At 40.9% G+C, this 23,758-nt stretch carries 22 protein-coding genes, 1 tRNA gene and 1 other annotated feature; of the genes, 21 read left to right on the plus strand and 2 right to left on the minus strand.

Going from position 1 to position 23,758, the window contains the following annotated elements; all coding sequences use genetic code 11:
* The 5 genes from LMU01S_RS04295 to LMU01S_RS04315 all read left to right on the plus strand — a co-directional run.
* A partial coding sequence (locus tag LMU01S_RS04295; protein ID WP_156470382.1) for a LysM peptidoglycan-binding domain-containing protein occupies positions 1-330 on the plus strand: 330 nt, incomplete at its 5' end.
* Positions 331-375: 45 nt separating this feature from the next.
* Positions 376-580: a binding site (T-box leader), on the plus strand.
* Between the two features lie 56 nt (positions 581-636).
* On the plus strand, positions 637-3,048 hold the full coding sequence (gene leuS / locus LMU01S_RS04300) for a leucine--tRNA ligase (RefSeq protein ID WP_056959698.1): 2,412 nt from the start codon (positions 637-639) through the stop codon (positions 3,046-3,048).
* A gap of 180 nt (positions 3,049-3,228) precedes the next feature.
* The gene (locus LMU01S_RS04305; RefSeq protein WP_056959700.1) at positions 3,229-4,575 is read left to right on the plus strand and encodes an amino acid permease; all 1,347 of its coding nucleotides are present in this window, start codon (positions 3,229-3,231) and stop codon (positions 4,573-4,575) included.
* Positions 4,576-4,686: 111 nt separating this feature from the next.
* A complete protein-coding gene (locus LMU01S_RS04310) occupies positions 4,687-6,303 on the plus strand; it encodes a putative polysaccharide biosynthesis protein (RefSeq protein ID WP_056959701.1) in 1,617 nt (538 codons plus the stop codon).
* Position 6,304: 1 nt separating this feature from the next.
* Positions 6,305-7,030 carry a pseudouridine synthase gene (locus tag LMU01S_RS04315; RefSeq protein WP_056959703.1) on the plus strand — a complete coding sequence of 242 codons (726 nt, stop codon included), beginning with the start codon at positions 6,305-6,307 and terminating at the stop codon, positions 7,028-7,030.
* On the opposite strand, the gene LMU01S_RS04320 is transcribed toward LMU01S_RS04315, so the two are convergent.
* A complete protein-coding gene (locus LMU01S_RS04320) occupies positions 7,001-7,843 on the minus strand; it encodes an NAD(P)H-hydrate dehydratase (RefSeq protein ID WP_082613094.1) in 843 nt (280 codons plus the stop codon). The genes LMU01S_RS04315 and LMU01S_RS04320 overlap by 30 nt on opposite strands.
* A 152-nt stretch (positions 7,844-7,995) precedes the next feature.
* Here LMU01S_RS04320 and pepV point away from each other — a divergent pair, with 152 nt between their 5' ends.
* The 8 genes from pepV (at position 7,996) to LMU01S_RS04360 (ending at position 13,346) form a co-directional block, all read left to right on the plus strand.
* Positions 7,996-9,396 carry a dipeptidase PepV gene (pepV, locus tag LMU01S_RS04325; protein ID WP_056959705.1) on the plus strand — a complete coding sequence of 467 codons (1,401 nt, stop codon included), beginning with the start codon at positions 7,996-7,998 and terminating at the stop codon, positions 9,394-9,396.
* Between the two features lie 252 nt (positions 9,397-9,648).
* Positions 9,649-9,885 carry a hypothetical protein gene (locus LMU01S_RS04330; protein WP_056959707.1) on the plus strand — a complete coding sequence of 79 codons (237 nt, stop codon included), beginning with the start codon at positions 9,649-9,651 and terminating at the stop codon, positions 9,883-9,885.
* A 20-nt stretch (positions 9,886-9,905) separates the two neighbouring features.
* Positions 9,906-10,181, plus strand: coding sequence for a hypothetical protein (locus LMU01S_RS04335; protein WP_039936049.1), 276 nt, complete (start codon positions 9,906-9,908; stop codon positions 10,179-10,181).
* A 46-nt stretch (positions 10,182-10,227) separates the two neighbouring features.
* Positions 10,228-10,312, plus strand: a tRNA-Leu gene (locus LMU01S_RS04340).
* A gap of 173 nt (positions 10,313-10,485) precedes the next feature.
* Positions 10,486-10,941: a universal stress protein gene (locus LMU01S_RS04345; protein ID WP_056959709.1), complete on the plus strand. Its 456-nt coding sequence runs from the start codon at positions 10,486-10,488 to the stop codon at positions 10,939-10,941.
* 31 nt (positions 10,942-10,972) lie between these two features.
* Positions 10,973-11,311, plus strand: coding sequence for a hypothetical protein (locus tag LMU01S_RS04350; RefSeq protein WP_004048430.1), 339 nt, complete (start codon positions 10,973-10,975; stop codon positions 11,309-11,311).
* Positions 11,312-11,351: 40 nt separating this feature from the next.
* Positions 11,352-11,684 (plus strand): hypothetical protein, encoded by a 333-nt coding sequence (locus tag LMU01S_RS04355; protein WP_056959712.1) that lies wholly within the window; start codon positions 11,352-11,354, stop codon positions 11,682-11,684.
* A gap of 234 nt (positions 11,685-11,918) precedes the next feature.
* Positions 11,919-13,346 (plus strand): APC family permease, encoded by a 1,428-nt coding sequence (locus LMU01S_RS04360; RefSeq protein WP_056959714.1) that lies wholly within the window; start codon positions 11,919-11,921, stop codon positions 13,344-13,346.
* Between the two features lie 53 nt (positions 13,347-13,399).
* Here the strand turns inward: LMU01S_RS04360 and LMU01S_RS04365 are convergent, their stop codons facing one another.
* The gene (locus LMU01S_RS04365) at positions 13,400-13,960 is read right to left on the minus strand and encodes a nucleotidyltransferase family protein (RefSeq protein ID WP_056959716.1); all 561 of its coding nucleotides are present in this window, start codon (positions 13,958-13,960) and stop codon (positions 13,400-13,402) included.
* 164 nt (positions 13,961-14,124) lie between these two features.
* Between LMU01S_RS04365 and LMU01S_RS04370 the strand changes: the two genes are divergently transcribed.
* The 8 genes from LMU01S_RS04370 (at position 14,125) to tgt (ending at position 23,718) form a co-directional block, all read left to right on the plus strand.
* Complete coding sequence (locus LMU01S_RS04370) at positions 14,125-14,574, plus strand: universal stress protein (protein ID WP_056959717.1); 450 nt, start codon at positions 14,125-14,127, stop codon at positions 14,572-14,574.
* Between the two features lie 131 nt (positions 14,575-14,705).
* On the plus strand, positions 14,706-14,909 hold the full coding sequence (locus LMU01S_RS04375; protein ID WP_010688568.1) for a hypothetical protein: 204 nt from the start codon (positions 14,706-14,708) through the stop codon (positions 14,907-14,909).
* A 165-nt stretch (positions 14,910-15,074) separates the two neighbouring features.
* Positions 15,075-17,687 carry a DNA mismatch repair protein MutS gene (gene mutS / locus LMU01S_RS04380; RefSeq protein ID WP_056959720.1) on the plus strand — a complete coding sequence of 871 codons (2,613 nt, stop codon included), beginning with the start codon at positions 15,075-15,077 and terminating at the stop codon, positions 17,685-17,687.
* A 15-nt stretch (positions 17,688-17,702) separates the two neighbouring features.
* On the plus strand, positions 17,703-19,682 hold the full coding sequence (gene mutL / locus LMU01S_RS04385) for a DNA mismatch repair endonuclease MutL (protein ID WP_056959721.1): 1,980 nt from the start codon (positions 17,703-17,705) through the stop codon (positions 19,680-19,682).
* Positions 19,683-19,753: 71 nt separating this feature from the next.
* Positions 19,754-20,359, plus strand: coding sequence for a Holliday junction branch migration protein RuvA (gene ruvA / locus LMU01S_RS04390; RefSeq protein ID WP_056959723.1), 606 nt, complete (start codon positions 19,754-19,756; stop codon positions 20,357-20,359).
* A gap of 19 nt (positions 20,360-20,378) precedes the next feature.
* The gene (ruvB, locus tag LMU01S_RS04395; RefSeq protein ID WP_056959725.1) at positions 20,379-21,386 is read left to right on the plus strand and encodes a Holliday junction branch migration DNA helicase RuvB; all 1,008 of its coding nucleotides are present in this window, start codon (positions 20,379-20,381) and stop codon (positions 21,384-21,386) included.
* 5 nt (positions 21,387-21,391) lie between these two features.
* The gene (queA, locus tag LMU01S_RS04400) at positions 21,392-22,444 is read left to right on the plus strand and encodes a tRNA preQ1(34) S-adenosylmethionine ribosyltransferase-isomerase QueA (protein WP_172477418.1); all 1,053 of its coding nucleotides are present in this window, start codon (positions 21,392-21,394) and stop codon (positions 22,442-22,444) included.
* 128 nt (positions 22,445-22,572) lie between these two features.
* A complete protein-coding gene (gene tgt, locus LMU01S_RS04405; RefSeq protein ID WP_010688575.1) occupies positions 22,573-23,718 on the plus strand; it encodes a tRNA guanosine(34) transglycosylase Tgt in 1,146 nt (381 codons plus the stop codon).
* Positions 23,719-23,758 lie beyond the last annotated feature (40 nt).

Genomic DNA, 23,758 nt, shown 5'->3' on the forward strand with positions numbered 1-23,758 from the left:
GGCAATGGGACATATACGGTCAAAGCCGGCGATTCGTTATGGGCGATCGCTAATTCACATAAAATGACGTTAAATGACTTAAAACGGGTCAATAACTTATCCAGTGATCTGATCTATGTTGGACAAACGCTTAAAGTAACTAAGGGCGCAGTTACAACGGCTAATAAGCCAAACACCCAAAGTAATACAAACAAAACATATACAGTCAAAGCCGGTGACTCGCTTTGGCGGATCGCTTCCAACAATGGTACAACGGTAAATCAATTGAAAGCCTTGAATAATTTGACTTCAGACATGATCTATGTCGGGCAAAATTTGAAATTAAAATAATTTTCTCTTGAATTAGTCGAGCGGTTTTGCTAAGATGAAGTAAATATTTGAACGCAGATAAGGAGTATTAGGAAGAACTAAGCTATTTTCAGAGAGTATACGGTTGCTGTGAGTATACAAGTTGGTTCTTCTGAACTCGCCTTTGAGTTTTTCGCCGAAGTTAGTAAGTGAAAACGGTCCTTCCCGTTACGAAGTTAAGTGTCAACTTAGTGTTGGAATATGGGTGGTACCGCGGTTTTTCGTCCTATATGGAGTTTATAACTCTATATAGGACTTTTTTATTTTCTAGAAAGGAACTATGAATAGATGAGCTATAATCATAAAGAGATCGAAAAAAAATGGCAACGTTATTGGGACGAACATAAGACGTTCAAGACAACTGAGGATAAGGATAAAAAGAATTACTATGCTTTAGATATGTTTCCTTACCCATCTGGACAAGGACTCCATGTAGGCCATCCAGAAGGATATACGGCAACTGATATCATTTCACGTATGAAACGGATGCAAGGCTATAATGTTTTACATCCGATGGGGTGGGATGCCTTTGGATTACCAGCAGAACAATATGCGTTGAATACTGGTAATTCGCCACGTGAATTTACTAAAAAAAATATTAACAATTTTAGACGTCAGATCAAATCATTAGGTCTTTCATATGATTGGGATCGCGAAGTAAACACGACCGATTCGGACTATTACAAATGGACACAATGGATCTTTGAACAGCTTTACAAGCGTGGGCTAGCTTATGAAGCTGAGATCCCAGTTAACTGGAGCCCAGATCTAGGGACTGTAGTGGCTAATGAAGAAGTTATCGATGGTAAGACTGAACGCGGGGGCTTCCCAGTTATTCGTAAGCCAATGCGTCAATGGGTCTTAAAGATCACCGCCTATGCGGATCGTTTGATCGATGATCTGGAAGATCTTGATTGGCCTGAAGCGATCAAAGAACAACAACGCAACTGGATCGGCCGCTCAGTTGGTGCCACGATCGATTTCAAAGTTGATGGTCAAGATGAACAATTAGAAGTATTTACTACACGTCCGGATACTTTATTTGGTGCTTCAGCGATCACGATCGCACCGGAACATGAACTTGTAGCTAGCTTAACGACACCAGAACAAAAAGAAGTTGTTGAAGCTTATGTTGAAGAGATCTCACATAAGTCTGATCTTGAAAGAACAGACCTAGCTAAAGATAAAACAGGGGTCTTTACCGGAAGTTATGCGATCAATCCAGTAAACGGTGAAAAATTACCGATCTGGTTGGCTGACTATGTTTTAGCTTCTTATGGTACTGGAGCAGTTATGGTTTCGGCTGCCCATGATCCACGTGATTGGGAATTTGCAAAGAAATATGATTTGCCGATCATCCCAGTCATTGCTGGGGGCGATGTTGAAAAAGAAGTTTACACCGGTGAGGGTGAATATATCAATTCCGATTTCTTGAATGGTTTAACTAAAGAAGAAGCGATCGAGACGATGATCAACTGGTTAAAAGAACACGGTGTGGGTGATAAAAAAGTAAATTACCGCTTACGTGATTGGACTTTCTCACGCCAACGCTACTGGGGCGAACCGATCCCTGTGATCCACTGGGAAGATGGCGAAACGACGTTAGTTCCAGAAGATGAATTACCGCTTCTTTTACCTAAGTCAAATGATATCAAGCCTTCAGGTACAGGTGAAAGTCCATTAGCTAACCTTGAAGATTGGGTCAATGTGGTCGATGAAAATGGGCGTAAAGGGAAACGTGAAACGAATACGATGCCACAATGGGCTGGAAGTTCATGGTACTTCTTGCGTTATATCGATCCACACAACAATGAGTTGATCGCTGATCCTGAAAAATTAAAGGCTTGGTTACCAGTAGATCTTTACGTTGGTGGGGCTGAGCATGCGGTCTTACACTTATTGTATGCCCGTTTCTGGCACAAATTCTTATATGATCTAGGTGTTGTGCCAACTAAAGAACCATTCCAAAAATTGGTCAACCAAGGGATGATCTTAGGAAATAACCATGAAAAAATGTCTAAATCTAAGGGCAATGTGGTCAACCCAGATGACATCGTTGAGCAATATGGAGCTGATACATTACGTCTATACGAAATGTTTATGGGACCACTTGATGCTTCGATCGCTTGGAGCGAAGATGGTTTGAATGGGGCTAATAAGTTCATCAACCGTGTTTGGAACTTATTGATCGATGAAAATGGTCAATTACGTGACCGGATCACAACGATCAACGAAGGTAATTTAGACTTGATCTACAATCAAACAGTCAAGAAAGTTACCGAAGACTATGAAAAATTGCATTTCAATACTGCAATTTCACAATTGATGGTCTTAGTCAATGAATTTTACAAGGCTGATTCCTTACCACTAGAATATGTTGAAGGTTTAGTCAAATTGATCTCGCCGATCACACCACATATGGCTGAAGAACTTTGGACTTTATTAGGGCATGTTGGTAGTATCGCCTATGCTAAATGGCCAACGTATGATGAAAGTAAATTAGTCGAAGATACAGTCGAGATCGTTGTCCAAGTTAACGGTAAGATCAAGCAACATCTGCATGTTTCACGGACTGCTTCAAAAGAAGAGTTAGAAGAACTTGCTTTGAATGACGAAAAGATCAAGACTGAGCTTGAAGGTAAGACGATCCGTCGGGTGATCGCAGTGCCAGGTAAATTAGTCAATGTAGTTGCTAACTAATAGTAAATAAAGAAATGAGATCTAAGTGGGGATCTCATTTCTTTATTTTTTAACGGCTGAAGATCAAAATTTGTTTGATTTTTAGAAAGAGATTTGCGAAATCAAAGTAAATTGGATAGAATAGAACGTAAACATATTTATAAAAAGGAACATTAATGTCTCAGAAAGGATTTTAATAGCATGAAAAACGAACTATCTCGTGCATTGACGCACCGCCATGTACAGATGATCGCGATCGGCGGTGCCATAGGAACTGGGCTTTTCTTAGGGTCTGGGAGCGCGATCCAAAAAGCGGGTCCAGCGATCATTCTCGCTTACCTGATCGCCGGGATCTTTTGCTTTTTAATGATGCGTGCGGTCGGTGAATTGATCTTGTCTGATACCTCTAAAGCATCGTTTATTGAATTTGTACGCCAATATCTCGGTGAAAAGTGGGAATTCGTAGTTGGCTGGACCTATTGGCTATGTTGGGAAAGCTTAGCTATGGCCGATCTGACTGCTAGTGGTATCTACATCCGCTACTGGTTCCCCAATATTCCACAATGGTTGACAGCTTTAGCGATCATTTTGATCTTGTTAGCCTTTAATTTACTGAGTGTGGGAGTTTTTGGTGAATTAGAAGCTTGGTTTTCTAGCATCAAGGTTTTAGCGATCATGGCTTTGATCGCGACTGGTTTGATCTTATTATTGACTTCAGCTAATGTTGGTGGTCATCAAGTACAATTGAGTAATTTAGTTGACTATGGTGGCCTTTTTCCAAAGGGATTTTCCGGGTTATTAGCTGCTTTTCCGATGGTCATCTTTGCCTTTACAGGGATCGAAATGGTCGGCTTGACTTCGGGTGAAACGGCTGATCCTAAAAAAGACCTTCCACGGGCGATTAACACATTACCGATGCGGATCGGGCTATTTTATGTGGGCTCGATGTTTGTCTTGATGTGCATCTATCCTTGGAATGAGATCGCTACGACTTCAAGTCCATTTGTCCAGGTCTTCTCTGGGATCGGGATCAAAATGGCTGCAGCTGTGATCAATTTTGTGGTCTTGACTGCGGCGTTATCGGCATGTAATAGTGCGATCTTTAGTACGAGTCGAACGCTGTTTGTTTTAGCAAATAGTGGACAAGCGCCAAAGAAGATGGCTAAGATCAGTAATCGCAGTGTGCCAGTTGGTTCTTTAGTCTTTTCTTCGTCAGTCCTCTTTATTATCGTGATCTTGAACTATATTTTACCAAGTAGTATCTTTGAGATCATTTCAGGGGTGGCTACGGTCAGCTTTATTTTTGTTTGGATCATTTTAGTTTGGTGTCACTATAAGTATCGTCAACAAAATAAAACCGCTAAAAGCATTTTTCCGATGCCACTTTATCCCTGGACTAATTTTTTAACGATCATCTTTTTTGTGATCGTCTTAGGGTTATTGGCAACGAGTAAAAGTACTTTGATCTCGATCATTTTTGCGCTGATCTGGTTTAGCTTATTGTTCATACTTTCGGGAAAACTTAAAACTACTAAAGAAAATAATTGATCAAAAACGCCTTAGAGTTTGTACTCTGAGGTGTTTTTGAGTTGAAAATCTTTTTTAGTATTATATTTTTTGCTAGAATCTATACTGAAACAGTAGAAAGGAATATATGCTATGAAAGAACAAACGATGAAAGAAAAAATGCTTCGTGGTTCGGCGTGGATGACAGCAGGGAGTATCATTTCCCGCATCTTAGGTGCGCTCTACATCATTCCTTGGTATAGCTGGTTTGGAAGTGACAAGCTACAGGCCAATGCTTTATATACAAAGGGGTATACTGTTTATAGTATTTTTTTGATGATCGCGATCTCGGGTATCCCTTCAGCTGTTGCTAAACAAGTTGCACATTATAATTCTAAAAATGAATATGGCGTTTCAAAAAGATTGTTCAAAACCAGTTTAGTAGCTTTGTTTATTTTAGGGGCAGTTTGTACCCTTATTTTTTGGCTGATCGCTCCTTTTATCTCGCAAGGTGACCCAAGAATGGTCTCGATCTATCGTTCCTTAGCCTTAGCTTTATTGATCATTCCATCAATGAGTCTTTTGCGCGGATATTTTCAGGGCTTTCAGGATATGGCACCGTCGGCTTTATCGCAATTGATCGAACAATTTTTACGAATAATCTATATGTTATTAGCGACCTATATCACGATCAAAGTTATGGGGCTGCCATTTGAAGTTGGAGTTTGGCAGTCGACTTTTGCGGCTTTTATCGGTGCTGTAGGTGGGACTTTATTGTTAGTGGGATATTATCTCAAGCATAAAAAAAGATTGGATGAACTAGTATCTCAGAGTAACGATCAGCTCGAAATAACAAATAAGACGTTATTAAAAGAGGTCTTATATCAAGCTTTACCTTTTATCTTTATTGCCTGTGCGATGTCGATGTTTAATTTGGTCGACCAGTTTACCTTCCCAGTGATCATGCAACAAGCAGGTGCGTATAGTATGACTCAGATCAATGCCTTATACGCTTTATTTGCGGGAAATGCCAATAAGTTGATCATGATCGTGGTGGCATTATCGACCGCGATGGCAACGACCGCGATCCCACTTTTAAGTGAAGCTGTTGCTAGACGCGATAGTGCTTTGATGAAAAAGCAACTATTAGAATCCTTAGAGTTGTTGTTCTTTGTAATGTTACCAGCCGTCTTTGGGATGGCTGCAGTCAGTCGCCCGCTTTACTTAGTATTTTACGGTTATGAAGCAACTGGGATCTTTGTTTTAGCGATCTCGGCGTATGTAGCGTTAGCAATGGGACTATTTAACGTTTTAGGCTCACTATTGCAAGGGATCTATGAAAATAAACAAGCTATCAAATATACTACCTTGGGACTAGGTGTGAAATTAGTCCTTCAATATCCGTTGACTCTTTGGCTAGGTGTTTTTGGGCCACTTTTAGCGACCGGGATCGCGATGAGTTGGGCCAGTTATTTAATGTTGCGCTTTTTATATTTGAAGTATAATTTGCCAACAGGCCAGTTACAAGTTAATGTCAATAAGATGTTCATAGTAGCATTACTGATGTTTGGCGTGACTTTACTGTTTGTCAGTGGTTATTATATGGTATTTCCCGGGAATAGTCGCTTGTCGGCTTTGGTTGGCCTGAGCCTAGCCGCTGGGATCGGGGGTTATCTATATTTATTGGCTTGTTTTAAACTCGGCCTATTACAACGGATCTTAGGCATAAAAGTGACAAGTAAATTACAAAAGATATTTAGGTGGAAATAAGATGAGATTAGATAAGTATTTAGCGACTGTGGGCTTGGGAACACGCTCGGAGGTAAAAAAATTGTTACGTAAAAAAAGCGTCAGTGTTGACGGTGAAGTCATCACTGACGGAAAATTTCAACTTGATCCGGCTATTTCCCAGGTTATGGTGGGACAAAAAGTACTGACGTATCAAAATTATTATTACTATATGCTAAACAAACCTAAAGGGGTAGTTTCGGCAACAACAGATAAGGTCGAGAGAACAGTTTTAGATCTGTTGGTCGAACCTGCAAGTAACCAAAAACTTTTCCCAGTGGGGCGTTTAGACAAAGATACGACGGGCTTGTTGCTTTTGACAAATGATGGGGCCTTGAGTCATGAATTGTTGAGCCCCAAAAAACACGTGGCAAAAACTTATGTCGCCCAGATCGCGGGAATAGTGACGCCAACAACTTGTGAGATTTTTGCTAGTTCGATGACGTTAAAAAATGGCGAAAAAACTAAACCCGCCAAGTTGAAGATCTTGACTGTTGATGAAGCACATGAGCGATCTGTGATCGAGATCACGATCACAGAAGGCAAATATCATCAAGTGAAGCGGATGTTTGCTGCGGTAGGGATGAAAGTTTTAGAACTAAAACGTCTTCAAATGGGGAGTTTAAAACTCGATCCCAAGCTAAAACGAGGAGATTACCGTCCCTTAAGCAAGCAAGAATTAGCTAAATTGCGCCATGAAAGTTTGTAAATGTTCAATGATATCGGTCGGTAAAACAACATATTTACTTTGGGAGAGGTCACTTGCAACGGCGCTGTGCAAATAAACGGCGGCATCTAAAACATCAGCTGGAGCTAGTGTTTTGAATTGTCCCATAAAAGCAGCGATGATCCCAGTCAAAGTATCGCCCATACCACCAGTTGCCATGTAGGGACCACCAATAGGCAAGCGACTGAGCGTATTATCAAGATGATATATCTCAGTGTGATACTTTTTCAAAACAACATGAGCAGCTAGTTTTTGTTGGGCGCTTTGATTGGCTTGAGTTAGTTGCTCTGTAAGCGCTAGTCCAGATAAACGAGCCCATTCGACTTGGTGTGGGGTGTAGATCACCTGACATGTCGGACGTAAGGGCTCGTTTTGTTGTGCAAGGAGCGTGATCGCGGACCCATCGATGATCAGGGTCGTAGTTGGATCGACTGCTGTTAAAGTTATTTTTAATATCTGTTTTGCAAGTTTATCTAGACCTAGGCCAGGTCCAATGACGATCGTATCAGCTTGCTTGATAGCTTGGGTCAAAGCCTCAAAGTCGCTATGATCGACGACCATTGCTTCAGGTAAGCGCGCATGAAGTGCAAAAAAATTTGAACTATCTGTGGCACAGGTGACAAGACCAGCGCCGGCATGGACTGCAGCGCTAGCAGACATGATCACAGCGCCACCCATATTTTTGTTACCACCGATGATCAAGATCTTACCGAAATTTCCTTTGTGACTTTGTTTAGGCCGCGGCTTAATAACTTGTTTTAGACAAGCTACGGTCAAATTTTTCATAGTTTCCATTGTATCCAACTCCGATCGCTCAAGGTATTCTATGTCCAAGGTAAGTCATTTTATTATATTTTTCAACTGATAAGATAAGTGTTAAGGTGGAAGTTGGTAGAATTTATGCTAAAATAGGGAAGAGATCGAATCTAAATAAGAGGTGGATTTTTATGACAATCGATTGGAAAGAAGAAGCCGCTAAACGCAAAGACGATATGTTGGCGGACTTAAAGACCATGCTTCGGATCGAAAGCGTACGTGATGAAGCAAAAGGAACTCCTGAAGCTCCACTTGGACCAGGACCTAAGGAAGCTTTAGACAAATTTTTAGAAATTGGTCAACGTGATGGCTTTGAAACACTTGAATTAGATGGCTTAGCTGGACACATTGAATATGGTGATGGCCCTGAAACATTAGGGATGTTAGCTCACGTAGATGTTATGCCAGCTGGCAACGGTTGGAATACAGATCCATTTGAACCTGTTGAAAAAGATGGACGTTTATATGCACGTGGGGCTTCAGATGATAAAGGACCAAGTATGGCGGCATATTATGGCTTAAAAATCGTTAAAGAACTTGGTTTACCAGTTTCGAAAAAAGTACGTTTTATCTTAGGGACTGATGAAGAAAGTCAATGGCGCGGTATGACCCACTACTTTGAAAAAATGCCACAACCTGATTTTGGCTTTTCACCGGATGCCTTTTTCCCGATCATCAACGGTGAAAAAGGGAATGTTAGCTTTGTTGCTGATTTTGCTGGAACTAATGGTGGTAAAGTTGAATTAGTTAGCTTTGAAGCTGGTTTGCGTGAAAACATGGTGCCACGTGATGCGGAAGTTTACTTGAAAGCCCAAGATTCTAAAGCTATTTTGAGTGCTTTTGATGAATTTGTAGCTAAAAATCCTATTACAGGGACAGCTTACTTGAAAGAAGGCAAGGTCTACTTGCATATTATCGGTAAAGCTGCCCATGCGCAAGAACCACGTAATGGTGAAAATGCCGCTACTTACATGGCAACCTTCTTACAACAATTTGATTTTGGTGGTGCAGCGGCCAACTTTATCAAGTTCACGGCTGATTACTTGCATCAAGATTCGCGGATGGAAGCATTTGGTGTTGCTTATACCGATGAGATCATGGGGGATCTAACGATGAACTCTGGGATCTACAGTTTTGAAGCGGGCAAAGGTGGACAGATCACCCTTAATTTCCGTTTCCCTAAAGGTACAGATGAAAAAGATATCGAAGCTGGTTTGAAAAAAGCTGCTCAACCATTAGATATCGAAGTAAAGCGCAGTGGCAAATTACAAGTGCCACATTACGTTTCCCCAGAAGATCCATTGGTCAAGACTTTGCTTAACGTTTATCAAGAACAAACAGGTGAACCAGCTGAAGGTAAAGTTGTCGGTGGTGGCACATATGGTCGTTTGATGGAACGTGGGGTCGCTTTTGGCGCAATGTTCCCAGGTGTACCTGATACGATGCACCAAGCAAACGAATTTATGCCGATCGATGATCTGGTGAAGGCGGCTGCGATCTATGCTCAATCGATCTATGAGTTGATCAAATAAGAATAGTTTTTGAAAAGACTGTCGGATGGCAGTCTTTTTTTGATAATTTCAAAAAAAGAGCGTAAAATATAGTTAGAGTAACATTAGCCTAGCGGAGTAAGTAACAGTTAGAAAGTTCAAAATGTGAAGCTGGGATTACTTGAGATAAGGACCGCGGGCCATGTTTGCGGTGATTATAGAAAGGAAAAACTATATTTCTTTCGCAAGTATAAATGATGTACTTGTTTGCATTTTATATAGCAGGGATTTAAGATGAAGAAAGGTTTTTTGGAAAAGAATTCAGCCCAAAGTGATGAGAAAACAACACTGTTTAGAGTTTTAAGTCGGCGTGAAGATCTTTTTTTGCGAGTTGATAACAGCTTGTTGCCTAAATTAGACGATGATGCTAAGTTAAAAAAGATGCTTGATACTTTGTTACGCAAGCGGTCTAAAGCCAATCGGCGCGAGATCATAAATATCACTCAGCATAATTACCGAATCTTTCTTTAATGATCAACGAGGTGAAGCAATTGTTTTTAACTACAGGTGAAGTCAAGCAAGCTTACACGATCAAAGGGATCGTACATGCGACTGTCAAAAAAACTTTAACAGCAGAACAGCTTGATGAAGTTGATAATTTCGATGAACTCTATCGGCAAGTTCAAGATATTTTGATCGAACGCGCAGTTGCTAAAGACGGTGACGGGATCATTGGGGTCAGTTTTGAACCGCAGATCGTTCGGGTTTCAGTTGGACCTAAATATTTGATGCTACATGGTTACGGAACTGTGATCAGTTTAAACTAGGTTGCTTGACTATTTGATGTTTTAGTGTAAAATAGTAGAAGTTGATGCCACTATGGCGGAATTGGCAGACGCGCAACGTTCAGGTCGTTGTTTGGTTTATCCAAGTACAGGTTCGACTCCTGCTAGTGGCATAAAACTTAGTGAGAATACTGGGATTTTGAGCAATAGTGTCTTAGATAGAGAATGGTTATTCTATCTGGGACACTTTTTTTGCTTGCATGTGTTGCTCAGGACAACTAACGGAAAAAATGCTATAATCTAAGTATAGTTAAACATTTAAATAACCAGTTGGGAGTGGAGAATTATGGAATTGATCAAGCAAGAATACCGCAACATTTTAGTACCGGTTGATGGTTCCAAAACGGCTGAAAAAGCTTTAGAGCGTGCAACTGAGATCGCGTTACGAAATAAAGCACACTTAGATATTTTAAATGTGATCGATCTCAAACAATTTTCCGTTAGCTTTGGTGGGATGGTCGACGCTAATGGCGATGCGGTCTACCAAACATTTGAAGATGTTGAAGGCTATTTGAATACCTTAGTTGAACGTGTAAAAAAACAAGGGCTAGAAGATGTAACGGCTCATGCACGTTTTGGTTCGCCACGAGCTGTGATCGCGCGTGAATTCCCAGATGATCATGGAAATGATCTCATTATCATGGGGCCAACTGGCTTAAATCCAGTCGAGCGGTTATTAGTTGGTGCGGTAACTGATTATGTTACTCGTGCTGCTAAGTGTGATGTTATCATTGCACGTTAAGAATTAATCTATTTTCAAAGAAAGGTCAAGGATGCAAATCAATACTATTTCACTTGTGATCTATACTGCACTGATCGTTTTATCAGCATATAATTTACGCTTAGCTTGGCGTTTGTCTAAGTTACAGACTTCAGCTTTGTTGCGTCGGCCAGAGGATATTTTGCCCGATGAAAGTGCGCGTTTGCAAGCGATCGATCAAGACAAGAAGAAATGGAATATTTTAGGGCGAATCTTTTTTTGGGTAGCATTGTTAGTTGCTTTTGTCGGTGAGATGGAGGAATTAGCGTTCTTTCTCAGTTTATATTCTATTTGCAATATTATTGTATTGCGTGGAAATATCGCGACCCTAAATATTTTAGTAGCTAAATAATAAGTTTGTATGTGAGGCAGAAAAAATCAAACGATACAGTATGATATTATTAGACGGACTAGCGGCTGTGATCGTCTTGTTGGCGTTATGTCGGTTAGTTCCTGATCAAGCGTGGCGGTCAGTATTGTATTACTATACGATCAGTAATTATTTGATGTTATTCCCATATAATCGGCGTCAACAATTACTAACTAAGCAAAGTAAAGCAGTCGTTGAAGCAAACCGACCGTTACGTCGTTTAAAACCTAAGACAAAACGTCAAGTCGATAGTGAACTTTTAACTAATTTAGTAAAATCATTTTCGAAAATTTGTTTAGAGATAATTATAGCTCCATACTATTTTATGAGCTATTACTTTAAGACTGAAAAATAGTGGCTTCGATGAGTGAAGTCACTATTTTTTTAGGCTCTATTAAATTGATTTACTATTAATGACTGGTTGAAAAAAGGATCGAAACGGAAAAAATGCTGAGGGAAATTTGGAATGGGTATGAAAATATGATGAAATTAATTTAATTTTTCGTATTGACTAATCTCCAAATGCTTTGCTATAATCTGTTTATTCTAATGTAAACTTTCAGAAAAAATTTATATAGGAGGATTTTCTATGGGTAAACTGTGGAAAAAGATGACGCATAAAAAAGATCCAAAAGAGTATCAAAAAAAGGATGCTCATCTACTTCAAGTTTTAGGCGTTAAGGACTTTTTAGCGTTAGGTGTAGGAACGATCGTATCGACCTCGATTTTCACACTTCCAGGGATCGTGGCAGCGCAACATGCGGGTCCTGCTGTGGTTTTATCATTCTTAGCAGCAGCGGTCGTTGCAGGGCTAGTTGCCTTTGCATATGCTGAAATGTCTTCTGCCTTACCATTTGCTGGTTCAGCTTACTCTTGGATAAACGTTGTCTTTGGTGAAGGCTTTGGCTGGATCGCCGGTTGGGCTTTACTAGCTGAATATTTTATTGCTGTTGCCTTTGTTGCTTCAGGACTTTCAGCTAATTTGCAAGGTCTTTTGGAACCACTAGGCTTTAAGTTACCAGCGCAGTTATCAGCAGCTTTTGGAACAAATGGTGGTGTAGTTGATATTTTGGCGATTTTAGTGGTCGTCTTAGTTGCTATTCTACTTTCACGCGGAACATCTGGTGCAGCTGCTGTTGAAAATTTATTGGTTATTTTGAAAGTAGCTGCGATCTTAGTTTTCATTGCCGTTGGTGCAACAGCTATCAAAACAGCTAACTATCATCCATTTATTCCAGCTCATAAAGTCAATGCCGATGGGACTTCATTTGGTGGTTGGCAAGGGATCTATGCTGGTATTTCATCGATCTTTTTATCATATATCGGTTTTGATTCGATCGCAGCGAATGCGGCTGAAGCTAAGAATCCATCTAAAACGATGCCACGCGGGATCTTGGGGTCCTTGATGATCGCAGTTGTTTTATTCTCAGGTGTTTCTTTAGTCTTGGTCGGGATGTTCCATTATTCAAACTATGCTGGTAATGCTGAACCAGTTGGTTGGGCTTTGCGGCATGCGGGTTATCCGATCGTTGCGACAGTTGTCCAAGCGATCGCCGTGATCGGAATGTTTACTGCCTTGATCGGGATGACTTTAGCTGGTTCACGTCTGCTCTATTCCTTTGGGCGTGATGGCTTGTTACCTAAGTGGTTAGGTGAGTTAAACAAGAACAATTTACCAAATCATGCCTTGGGCTTATTGTCTGGCGTTGCGATCGTTTTAGGGGCGGTCTTCCCATTTGCTTTCTTATCGCAATTGATCTCAGCTGGGACATTGATCGCCTTTATGTTTGTGACGATCGGGATCTACCGCTTACGTCCACGTGAAGGTAAAGATTTACCAGTACCAGGCTTTAAGATGCCACTTTATCCGGTCTTGCCAGCATTAGCATTTTTAGGTGCTTTGTTTGTCTTCTTAGGTTTGGATCACATGGCAAAACTTGTTACCGGGATCTGGTTTGTGCTGGGACTTTTAATTTATATTTTCTACGGGATGAATAATGTAGGAAAACAAAAATAGATAAGAAAAAAATGCGTGAGAAACTTTCACGCATTTTTTGTTTCTAAAGGATATCAAGGCAAAACCAAAGTTGTATTTTCAAAGTTTTGCAACCATTTTTTACGCTCGACGCGCTTTTTAAAAGCTTCGAGCGTATTTTTTTCAAGGTAAGCCGATGTTGGGACGATCTTTTCTGAAAATAGATCAGCTAGACCGTATGGTGCAATAAATTCAAAATTTGTTGCTGGTGAGTGGCAAATTCCTACGGCACTACAGGTTTCAGGAAAAGTTGCGATCACGTCAGCTAGCGAATCTTTACCTTGAAATTCCGGTCTATGAGGATTATTAAGTGAAATATTAGTCAATTCCCACAGATATTTAGAATGACGCTGATTTAGTTCAGTTTTACGTATTAGATACTGTTCGTAGGATTCATTAGGATCAAGATAATAAATATCTAAATTTCCAAGCATCAAATTGAAGGGTTTTTCTTCGCGTTCGGACCAAACTAGGTCGCGGATACTTCCGGCACAAAGAAAAGCGTCTCCAAGATGCATTTTATCTAAGATCGTAAAAACTTCACGAAATTCTGGTCTTTTCTGGATCAATGTTAACAATTGTTCATCTAATGTCATAGGTAATGCGGCTTCCTTTCAAAGTGTTTCGCATTTTTCTACAATAGCACATCAGTTTGGATTTGGCAAAAAGAAAACAGCAATCGTTTTGCTGTCAATTATCGAAGAATTGAACTAAAATATAGGCGAAGATGTAGCTATATTTTGAAAAGAGGTCTTTACAATTGAAACATTATAAAACGATCTTAGTTGGCCTGGATGGCTCAGCTAATTCACTTAGTGCCCTTGAAAAAGCTGGGGAATTAGCCCGATCTATGGATGCTAAGTTAGTTTTGGTCACTGTAGTCAAACCCAAACTCCAAGTAGGCTTTGGGGGACCTGGACTTGAGGTCAACACTTTATCAGCTGAGCAACTTGAGGTAAAACAAGAGCAGGCCCAAAAAATGCTGGCCCACTATCAAGTAAAGCTACCTGAAAAAGTTAATTATCAAGCGGTGGTCGTTATTGGTGATCCTAAGGAGATGCTAAGCGAAATACTACCAAAGAAGTATCAAGCTGAATTGGTGATCGTTGGTGCAACTGGCTTAAATAAGCTCGATCGTTTTATTTTGGGTTCAACAGCAGCGTATGTAGTTCGAAACACTAAGGCAGATATACTGGTCGTTAATGAATAGTTAAATTTTTTGATTATTACAGGCGAAACTTTTTTGTAACGAAATCTTAAAAAAAGTTTGTTAACAAATACAGTCAAAAGTGGTAAATTAGTCAAGTCAAGATTAATTTATGTTTTTTGGGAGGCTTTGTGATGGGCAATAAACTTGATATTTTGCATGAGTATCAGTTAGCGGAGCAAAAATGTGCCGAGCTCACCAATGTTTGCGAAAAATTACATGGAACTAAACGTGGTAGCCATCTGGTGGCTGTATATGATGCTAAGCTAAAAGATACAAAAGACCGCCGGGATCATCTAGGTGTGATCTTAAAAGCGATGGATGCTGCTGAAGATTAGAATTTGAAAAATAATTACAGGAAGTGATGTATCGCTTCCTGTTTTTTTTAGTATCTGGCAGCATGGTGCAAAATCTAGCTCAAAATGATAAAATTAACAAGAGAATCAGTTTGGTAAGTGGGTGGCACGGACCCATTTTTTAGTTTAGAAAGGATTTTTGGATAGATGCCACAAAAGACAAAAAAGACGCCAATGATGGAACAATATTTGGCAGTCAAAAAACAGTATCCCGACGCCTTTTTATTTTATCGTTTAGGGGATTTCTATGAGATGTTTTACGATGATGCGGTCAAAGGAGCTCAGATACTTGAGTTGACTTTGACGACGCGTAATAAAAATGCGGTCGATCCGATCCCAATGTGCGGTGTACCGCATCATGCTGCACAAAATTATATTGATATTTTAGTTGACCAAGGCTATAAAGTAGCGATCTGTGAGCAAGTTGAAGATCCTAAAACGGCTAAGGGGATGGTCAAGCGTGAGGTGGTCCAACTAGTGACACCTGGGACGATCATCGACCAAAATGCAAGTGAAGCTAAAGAAAACAACTACTTAACAGCGCTACATGAAAAAGACGGACAGTATGGTTTTGCCTACGCTGATCTATCGACGGGTGAGATCAAAGTAGCGACTTTAACGAGTACTGAGTCGCTGCTAAATGAATTGATGAGTTTGCAGACCAAGGAAGTTGTGATCGATGATTCACTTAGTCAACCAACGCAAACATTATTAGAACAACTGAAAGTTTTGACGTCAGATCAACCAGAAGTGATGCCAAGTGCAGAAGTTTCGTATGTGAGTCAAGATCTCCAGCAGACGTTAGAAAAGCAAGCTGTCAAGCAATTGCTAGCATATTTGACTACAACGCAAAAACGCTCTTTAGCCCATTTACAAAAAGCCGTCCACTATGAACCATCCCACTATTTGAAATTAGATCACAATGCCCAACGTAATTTAGAATTATTGAAAAATTTACGGACACATAAAAAATCTGGGACCTTGCTTTGGCTGTTAGACGAGACCAAGACAGCCATGGGAGCTCGTTTATTGAAACAATGGATCGGGCGCCCATTATTAGATCTCCAGCAGATAAAGCAGCGACAAGCGATCGTTGAAAATCTATTAGATAATTATTTTGAACGTTCGGGGATCATTGAACAATTGACCCAAGTTTATGATCTTGAACGTTTAGCTGGACGCGTAGCATTTGGCAATGTCAATGGTCGTGATCTAGTCCAGTTGCGGACCTCGCTTGCTCATATTCCGCAGATCCGCTATATTTTAGAACAACTAGACCAAGATATTTATCATGATTTTTTGATCGAATTAGATCCAGTCGAAGATGTTGCTGACCTGATCGAACAAGCGATCGTTGATGAACCGCCGCTATCGATCACTGAAGGTAATTTGATCAAAGCTGGCTATAATGCTCAGTTGGATGAGTACAATGATGCGATGAAAAATGGGAAGCAGTGGCTAGCTCAGTTAGAAGCACGCGAACGTCAAGTAACGGGGATCTCCAATCTAAAGATCGGTTTCAACCGCGTATTTGGTTATTATATTGAAGTTTCTAAAGCCAATGTCAAAAAGCTTCCGCAGGATCGTTATCAACGAAAACAGACGCTGACGAATGCCGAACGCTTTATCACACCTGAATTAAAGGAAAAAGAAGAATTGATCTTTGGCGCAGAGACTAAAGCCTATGAGCTAGAATATCAATTGTTCACCCAGATCCGTGACCAGATCAAAGACCAGATCAAGCGATTACAAAAATTGGCAGCTAAGGTCGCTCAATTAGATGTCTTGCAAAGTTTTGCGACTGTTAGTGAGGATAATCATTTTGTCCGTCCAAGGTTGAGCCAAAATGAGCGCACTTTGGATATCGTCGATGGTTGGCATCCAGTAGTCGAAAAAGTTTTAGGTAAGCAAAGTTATATCCCAAATGATGTCAAAATGTCTTCAAAGTTGGATATCTTATTGATCACTGGACCAAATATGTCTGGGAAAAGTACCTATATGCGACAATTGGCGCTCAGTGTGATCATGGCACAGATGGGCTGTTTTGTCCCAGCTAAACAAGCAAAAATGCCGATCTTTGACCAGATCTTTACTCGGATCGGAGCGGCTGATGATCTGATCTCGGGAGAATCAACTTTCATGGTCGAAATGAAAGAAGCTAATTTAGCTTTAAAACAGGCGACTTCAAATAGCTTGTTACTCTTTGATGAGTTAGGACGTGGGACGGCTACTTATGATGGAATGGCTTTAGCCCAAGCGATCATTGAGTATGTGCACGATAAAGTCAAAGCTAAGACGCTCTTTTCAACACACTATCACGAATTGACGGTACTCGAACAAGAATTGCCACGTTTGGCAAACATTCACGTTGGTGCAGTCGAAAAAGATGGCGAATTAGTCTTTTTACACAAGATGCAAGCCGGTCCAGCTGATCGTTCTTATGGGGTCCATGTTGCAAAACTAGCTGGTATGCCTGCAAGTTTATTGACGCGTGCCGATACGATCTTACATCAACTAGAAGGAAAAGACGTGCAAAAAACGACGGCTATGCTTAAAGAGGTCACCCCAGTTCAAGTTGAAACTGAGGCTGATGATAGTGAAGCTCAACTTTCGCTCTTTAGCCCCGAAGTTGTGACGCCAAAGGAACCTGTTGGCAAAGAAAAGGATGTTTTGACCGAGATCTTGGATTTAAATTTAATGGCAATGACGCCGATGGATGTAATGAATGCAGTATTTAAATGGCAAGAAAAATTAAAATAGCAAGGTGAGACGAAAATGGCTAAAATCCATGAGTTAGCGACTGTTTTAGCCGATCAGATCGCAGCCGGTGAAGTTGTTGAAAGGCCAGCCTCAGTGGTCAAAGAGTTGGTAGAAAATGCGATCGATGCTAACAGTACGCAGATCGATATTTATGTTAAAGAAGCAGGTATCAAAGAAGTCACTGTGATCGATAATGGTGAAGGGATCGCTGCTGAAGATGTTCCGCTGGCATTTTTTAGGCATGCGACAAGTAAGATCAAGGATCGCCAAGACCTTTTTCAAGTAAATACACTAGGGTTTCGGGGCGAGGCGTTACCAAGTATTGCTTCAGTGGCTGATGTTTGCTTGGAGACCGCACTTCAGACTGAAACGCAGGGGACATTTTATCATGTGCGTGGTGGAGAAGTTACCGCCCATAAGCCAGCAGCCATGCGCCAGGGCACAAAGATCACGGTAACTGATCTATTTTATAATACGCCTGCTCGCTTAAAATATCTCAGTTCGCTTCAGACAGAACTAGCCGCGATCAGTGATATCGTCAATCGCTTGGCTTTAAGTCATGGTGAGATCGCTTTTGCTCTATATAACAATGGCAAGAAGATCTTGCAAACGGCGGGAAATGGCAAACTGATCCAAACGGTAAGTGCGATCTATGGGATCCAAAATGCCCGGCAGATGGTATCTTTTTTGGGAGAAGACCTAGATTTTAAGGTCCAAGGTTATGTGTCGTTGCCTAAATTGACGCGTGCTTCTCGAAATTATATCAGTTTGCTGATCAATGGCCGATATATCAAAAATAAGCAATTGCTAAAAGCAGTTTTAAAAGGCTATGGCTCAAAATTGATGGTCGGACGTTATCCTTTTGGGGTCATCGACATTCACTTGGATCCTTTATTAGTTGATGTCAATGTGCATCCGACTAAACAAGAGGTCAGGATCAGTAAAGAAGAGCAGTTAGCGGATCTGATCGAACAAACGATCTATGCGCGTTTAGCTAAAGAAAATCTGATCCCGAGTGCCTTGGAAAATCTTAATTCAAAGCCTAAGACTAAACGTGAACCTAAAGCTAAACAGTTAGACTTTACCTTAGCTGAAACAAGCGATAGTTATGAAGTAAAACCAAAGAAGAAGCGTTCGACCGCTGAGATGACCCAGGTCTTGCTGGGAAATTCTTTAGAACAGCCCCAAAAATCTGAGCCCGTTAAAGCCCAAGACGTAGCGCTAACTAAGCCAGTGATCATAGAAGATAGGCGCCAACTAGACTCTAATGCGCTCAAGGCGTGGGATGAAAAATATCAAACAAAAGTACAAGCCAAGTCAATAGAGACAACAGCGCTGGAAGCTGAGGCTGATGATCAGGCTAGCCAAACGCAGGTAAAAGAAAAATTTCCTGGGTTAACTTATATCGGACAACTCCATGGAACTTATTTGTTGGCACAAGCAGCGGATGGGTTATACCTAGTTGACCAGCATGCTGCTCAAGAGCGGTGTAAATATGAATACTATCGTGAAGCGATCGGTGAAGTTTCAAAAGCGCAACAGGAGTTGTTAGTGCCGATCATCTTATCTTATCCGACGACAGATACACTGAAGATCAGTGAAAATCGTACTAAATTAGCCGAGCTAGGGATCGAGTTAGAAGAGTTTGGACAAAATACTTTTATCGTAAGACACCATCCAACATGGTTCATCAAGGGACAAGAAGAAGATACGCTCAGAGAAATGATCGAATGGTTTTTAGCAGATCATAAATTGACAGTTGCAAAATTCCGCGAAAAAACAGCGATCATGATGAGTTGTAAGCGATCGATCAAGGCTAATCACCATTTAGATGATTTTCAAGCTAAGTCTTTATTGGATCAACTGGCTAAATGTAATAATCCATTTAATTGTCCGCATGGTAGACCGACTTTAGTGCATTTTAGCAACTCAGAGCTTGAGCGGATGTTCAAACGGATCCAAGATCCTCACCAAGGAAAACAGACCGAATTGTAAAAAATTTCAGTCAAGATGCTGTTTCTGTGGTAACATTAAAAGGCATGTAGAAAAAGAATAGGTGAAAATTTATGTATGAATATATCATTGGGACGATAGTTAAAGTTACGCCGCGTTATATCGTAGTTGAGAGTGGTCAAATGGGGTATTTAGTATTTGTAGCTAATCCATTTCGCTATCAAGTCGATCTTAACCGTCAACAAAAGATCTATTTGCACCAAGCTGTTCGTGAGACCGAGATCATGCTTTATGGCTTTGTTGATGAAGCTGAAAAGCAACTTTTCTTAAAATTATTGAATGTTTCGGGGATCGGACCGAAAAGTGCGCTAGCGATCTTAGCCAGTGAAGACCATAGTGGTTTGATCAATGCGATCGAACAAGAAGATGATGGTTACTTGACTAATTTTCCTGGTATCGGTAAGAAAACAGCTAAGCAGATCATTTTAGACTTGAAGGGTAAGCTAAATGATCTAGACCAGACTAAGCTCGTCGGGCAACAAGGGATCGAATTGACCACGACTGAGCAGCCATATTTACAAGAAGCGATCGAAGCCTTAAGTGCATTAGGTTATACGAAAACTGAGATCAAGCGAGTTGCTAAGAAGTTAGAAACGTATGCTGGCGATTCGACTGATGCTTATTTACGCCAGGGATTACGTTTGATCATGAAAAAATAAGTAGAAGGGACTGATTTGGATGGAAGATGAGCGTTTGATCTCAAATGCGGCTTTTGATCAAAATGATGTGCAAACAGAATTGAGTCTACGTCCGCAAAAACTAGCTCAATATATCGGTCAAGAAAAGATCAAGCAAAAAGTGGCGATCTATATCGAAGCTGCTAAAAATCGCCAAGAATCACTTGACCATGTCTTGCTCTATGGGCCACCGGGTTTAGGTAAGACGACTTTGGCAACGATCATTGCTAATGAATTGGAAGTCAAGATCAAGACGACGACAGGACCAGCCATTGAACGTCCAGGTGATCTAGTGGCGCTATTAAATGAACTTGAACCAGGCGATGTGCTCTTTATCGATGAGATCCATCGAATGCCAAAGAGTATCGAAGAGATGCTTTATTCAGCGATGGAAGATTTTTATATCGATATCATCGTTGGACAAGATGCGACCGCTCATCCGGTCAGATTTCCGCTACCACCGTTTACTTTGATCGGAGCTACAACTAAAGCGGGCATGTTGTCGGCTCCTTTGCGTGCGCGTTTTGGGATCGTTGAGCATATGAACTACTACACTGATGCTGAACTAGCGCAGATCGTTACCCGTTCTGCCAGTGTTTTTTCAACGGCGATCAGCGAGCAAGGAGCCTTGGAGATCTCGCGCCGTTCGCGGGGGACTCCGCGTGTGGCCAATCGTTTATTAAAGCGCGTGCGTGATTTTGCGCAGGTAGCAGCCAAAGAACAGATCGACCTTGAGATCGTAAAATTTGCTTTGGAGATGTTGCATGTTGATGAGCGGGGCTTAGATGAGACCGATCACAAAGTTTTAAGAACGATGATCGAATTATACGGTGGTGGGCCAGTAGGTTTGAACACTTTGGCTGCCAATATCGGTGAAGATACTGAAACGATCGCCGATATGATCGAACCCTATCTCTTACAGATCGGGTTTATCAAGCGAACTGCTCGGGGGCGTGTTGTGACCCCCTTGGCGTATGAGCATTTACGCCTACCATATACCAAAAAATAAAGAGGATGATTTTTTTGACAGAAGAACATTTAACGACCGAAGATTTTGATTATGAGCTACCCGAAGAATTGATCGCGCAAACACCTTTAGAACATCGCGACCAGTCACGGATGCTAGTCTTAGACTCTAAAACAGGAAAATATCAAGATGACTATTTTTACAATGTGATCGACCGTTTAGAGCCTGGTGATGCCTTAGTCATGAATGATTCACGTGTTTTACCAGCCCGGATCTATGGTGTCAAACCAGATACTGGTGGACATTTGGAAGTGCTACTTTTAAATAACATCAAAGGTGATCAATGGGAGACTTTGATCAAACCAGCTAAACGGGCTAAAGTTGGTACTAAGATCAGCTTTGGCAACGGTGAATTAACGGCCGTTGTCAAAGAAGAGCTTGAACATGGTGGTCGGATCGTTGAATTTGAATACGATGGTATCTTCCTAGAGGTCTTAGAAAGCTTGGGGGAAATGCCATTACCACCATACATCAAGGAAAAATTGGACGATCCTGAAATGTATCAAACAGTTTATTCTAAAGAAGTCGGTTCTGCCGCTGCTCCTACAGCTGGACTCCACTTCACGGAAGAATTATTGGCTAAGATCGAAGCTAAAGGTGTCAAATTAGTCTACTTGACATTACATGTTGGTTTAGGAACTTTTAGACCAGTCAGTGTGGATAATATTGAAGAGCACAAAATGCACAGTGAGTTTTACCGTTTGTCAGAAGAGGCGGCTAAAACATTAAATGAAGTTCGCCAAAATGGTGGTCGGATCGTAGCTACAGGAACGACCTCGATCCGGACGCTAGAAACGATCGGTAGCAAATTTAACGGTGAGATCAAGGCTGATAGCGGTTGGACCGATATCTTTATCAAGCCAGGTTATGAATGGAAAGTAGTCAATGCTTTCATCACTAATTTCCATTTGCCAAAATCAACATTAGTAATGTTAGTTTCAGCCTTTACAGGGCGTGAAAATATTTTGAATGCTTATCGCCACGCGGTTGAAGAAAAGTATCGCTTCTTTAGCTTTGGTGATGCAATGTTTATTTATTAAAGTAAGTATAATTTCCCTAGAAAGATAAAATGTGGGGGATAAGCTAAAAAAGAATCGAGAAAGGAAGTATATAATTCTTTCTAAATGGCATATGTGTATGCTATTCCACATTTTTATATCACAAATAGATGACTGAACCAGCAATTAAATATCGTTTGATCAAGAAAGAAAAGCATACTGGCGCACGTTTAGGCGAGATCATCACACCACATGGTACATTTCCAACGCCAATGTTTATGCCCGTTGGGACCCAAGCGACCGTGAAAGCTATGTCACCAGAGGAATTAAAAGCAATGGGGGCTGGGATCATTTTATCCAACACCTACCATTTGTGGTTACGCCCTGGTGAAGATCTAGTTAAAGAAGCCGGTGGTCTGCATAAATTTATGAACTGGGATCAAGGTATCTTGACTGATTCCGGTGGCTTTCAGGTCTTTTCACTAGCTGATATGCGTAATATCACAGAAGAAGGCGTTCATTTCAAGAGCCACTTGAATGGAGCCCCACTTTTCTTGTCGCCGGAAAAAGCGATCCAGATCGAAAATGCTTTGGGCTCAGATATCATGATGAGTTTTGATGAATGCCCACCATTTTACGAAAGTTATGATTACATCAAAAAATCAGTTGAACGGACGAGCCGTTGGGCAGAACGGGGGTTAAAGGCGCACCAAAATCCTGAAAAACAAGCTTTATTCGGGATCGTTCAAGGGGGTGGGCACGAAGATCTACGCAAATTGAGTGCTCGTGACCTTGTTTCGTTAGATTTCCCAGGTTATTCGATCGGGGGACTATCAGTTGGTGAATCTAAAGCTGAAATGAATCGAGTCTTAGATTTTACGACACCATTACTTCCCGAAGATAAACCACGTTACTTGATGGGTGTCGGCTCTCCAGATGCTTTGATCGATGGGGTCTTACGTGGAGTTGATATGTTTGATTGCGTCTTGCCAACACGGATCGCACGCAATGGTACATGTATGACCTCACATGGACGTTTAGTCGTTAAAAATGCTAAATATGCGCGTGATTTTTCACCGATCGATGATAACTGTGATTGCTACACTTGCCGTAATTACACCCGGGCTTATGTGCGTCACTTGTTCAAAGCGGATGAAACATTTGGTTTACGTTTGACGAGTTATCATAACTTGTATTTCTTGCTCAATTTGATGAAGCAAGTTCGCCAAGCGATCATGGATGACAATTTACTCGAATTTAAAGAACATTTCTTTGAAGAGTATGGTTTGAATGTTAAAAATCCCAAAAACTTTTAGTTATTAAGGCAAATACGCTAGTTTTTAGTAGATTTTTTTG

The organism is Ligilactobacillus murinus DSM 20452 = NBRC 14221 (genome assembly GCF_001591685.1).
Taxonomy (GTDB): Bacteria; Bacillota; Bacilli; order Lactobacillales; family Lactobacillaceae; genus Ligilactobacillus; species Ligilactobacillus murinus.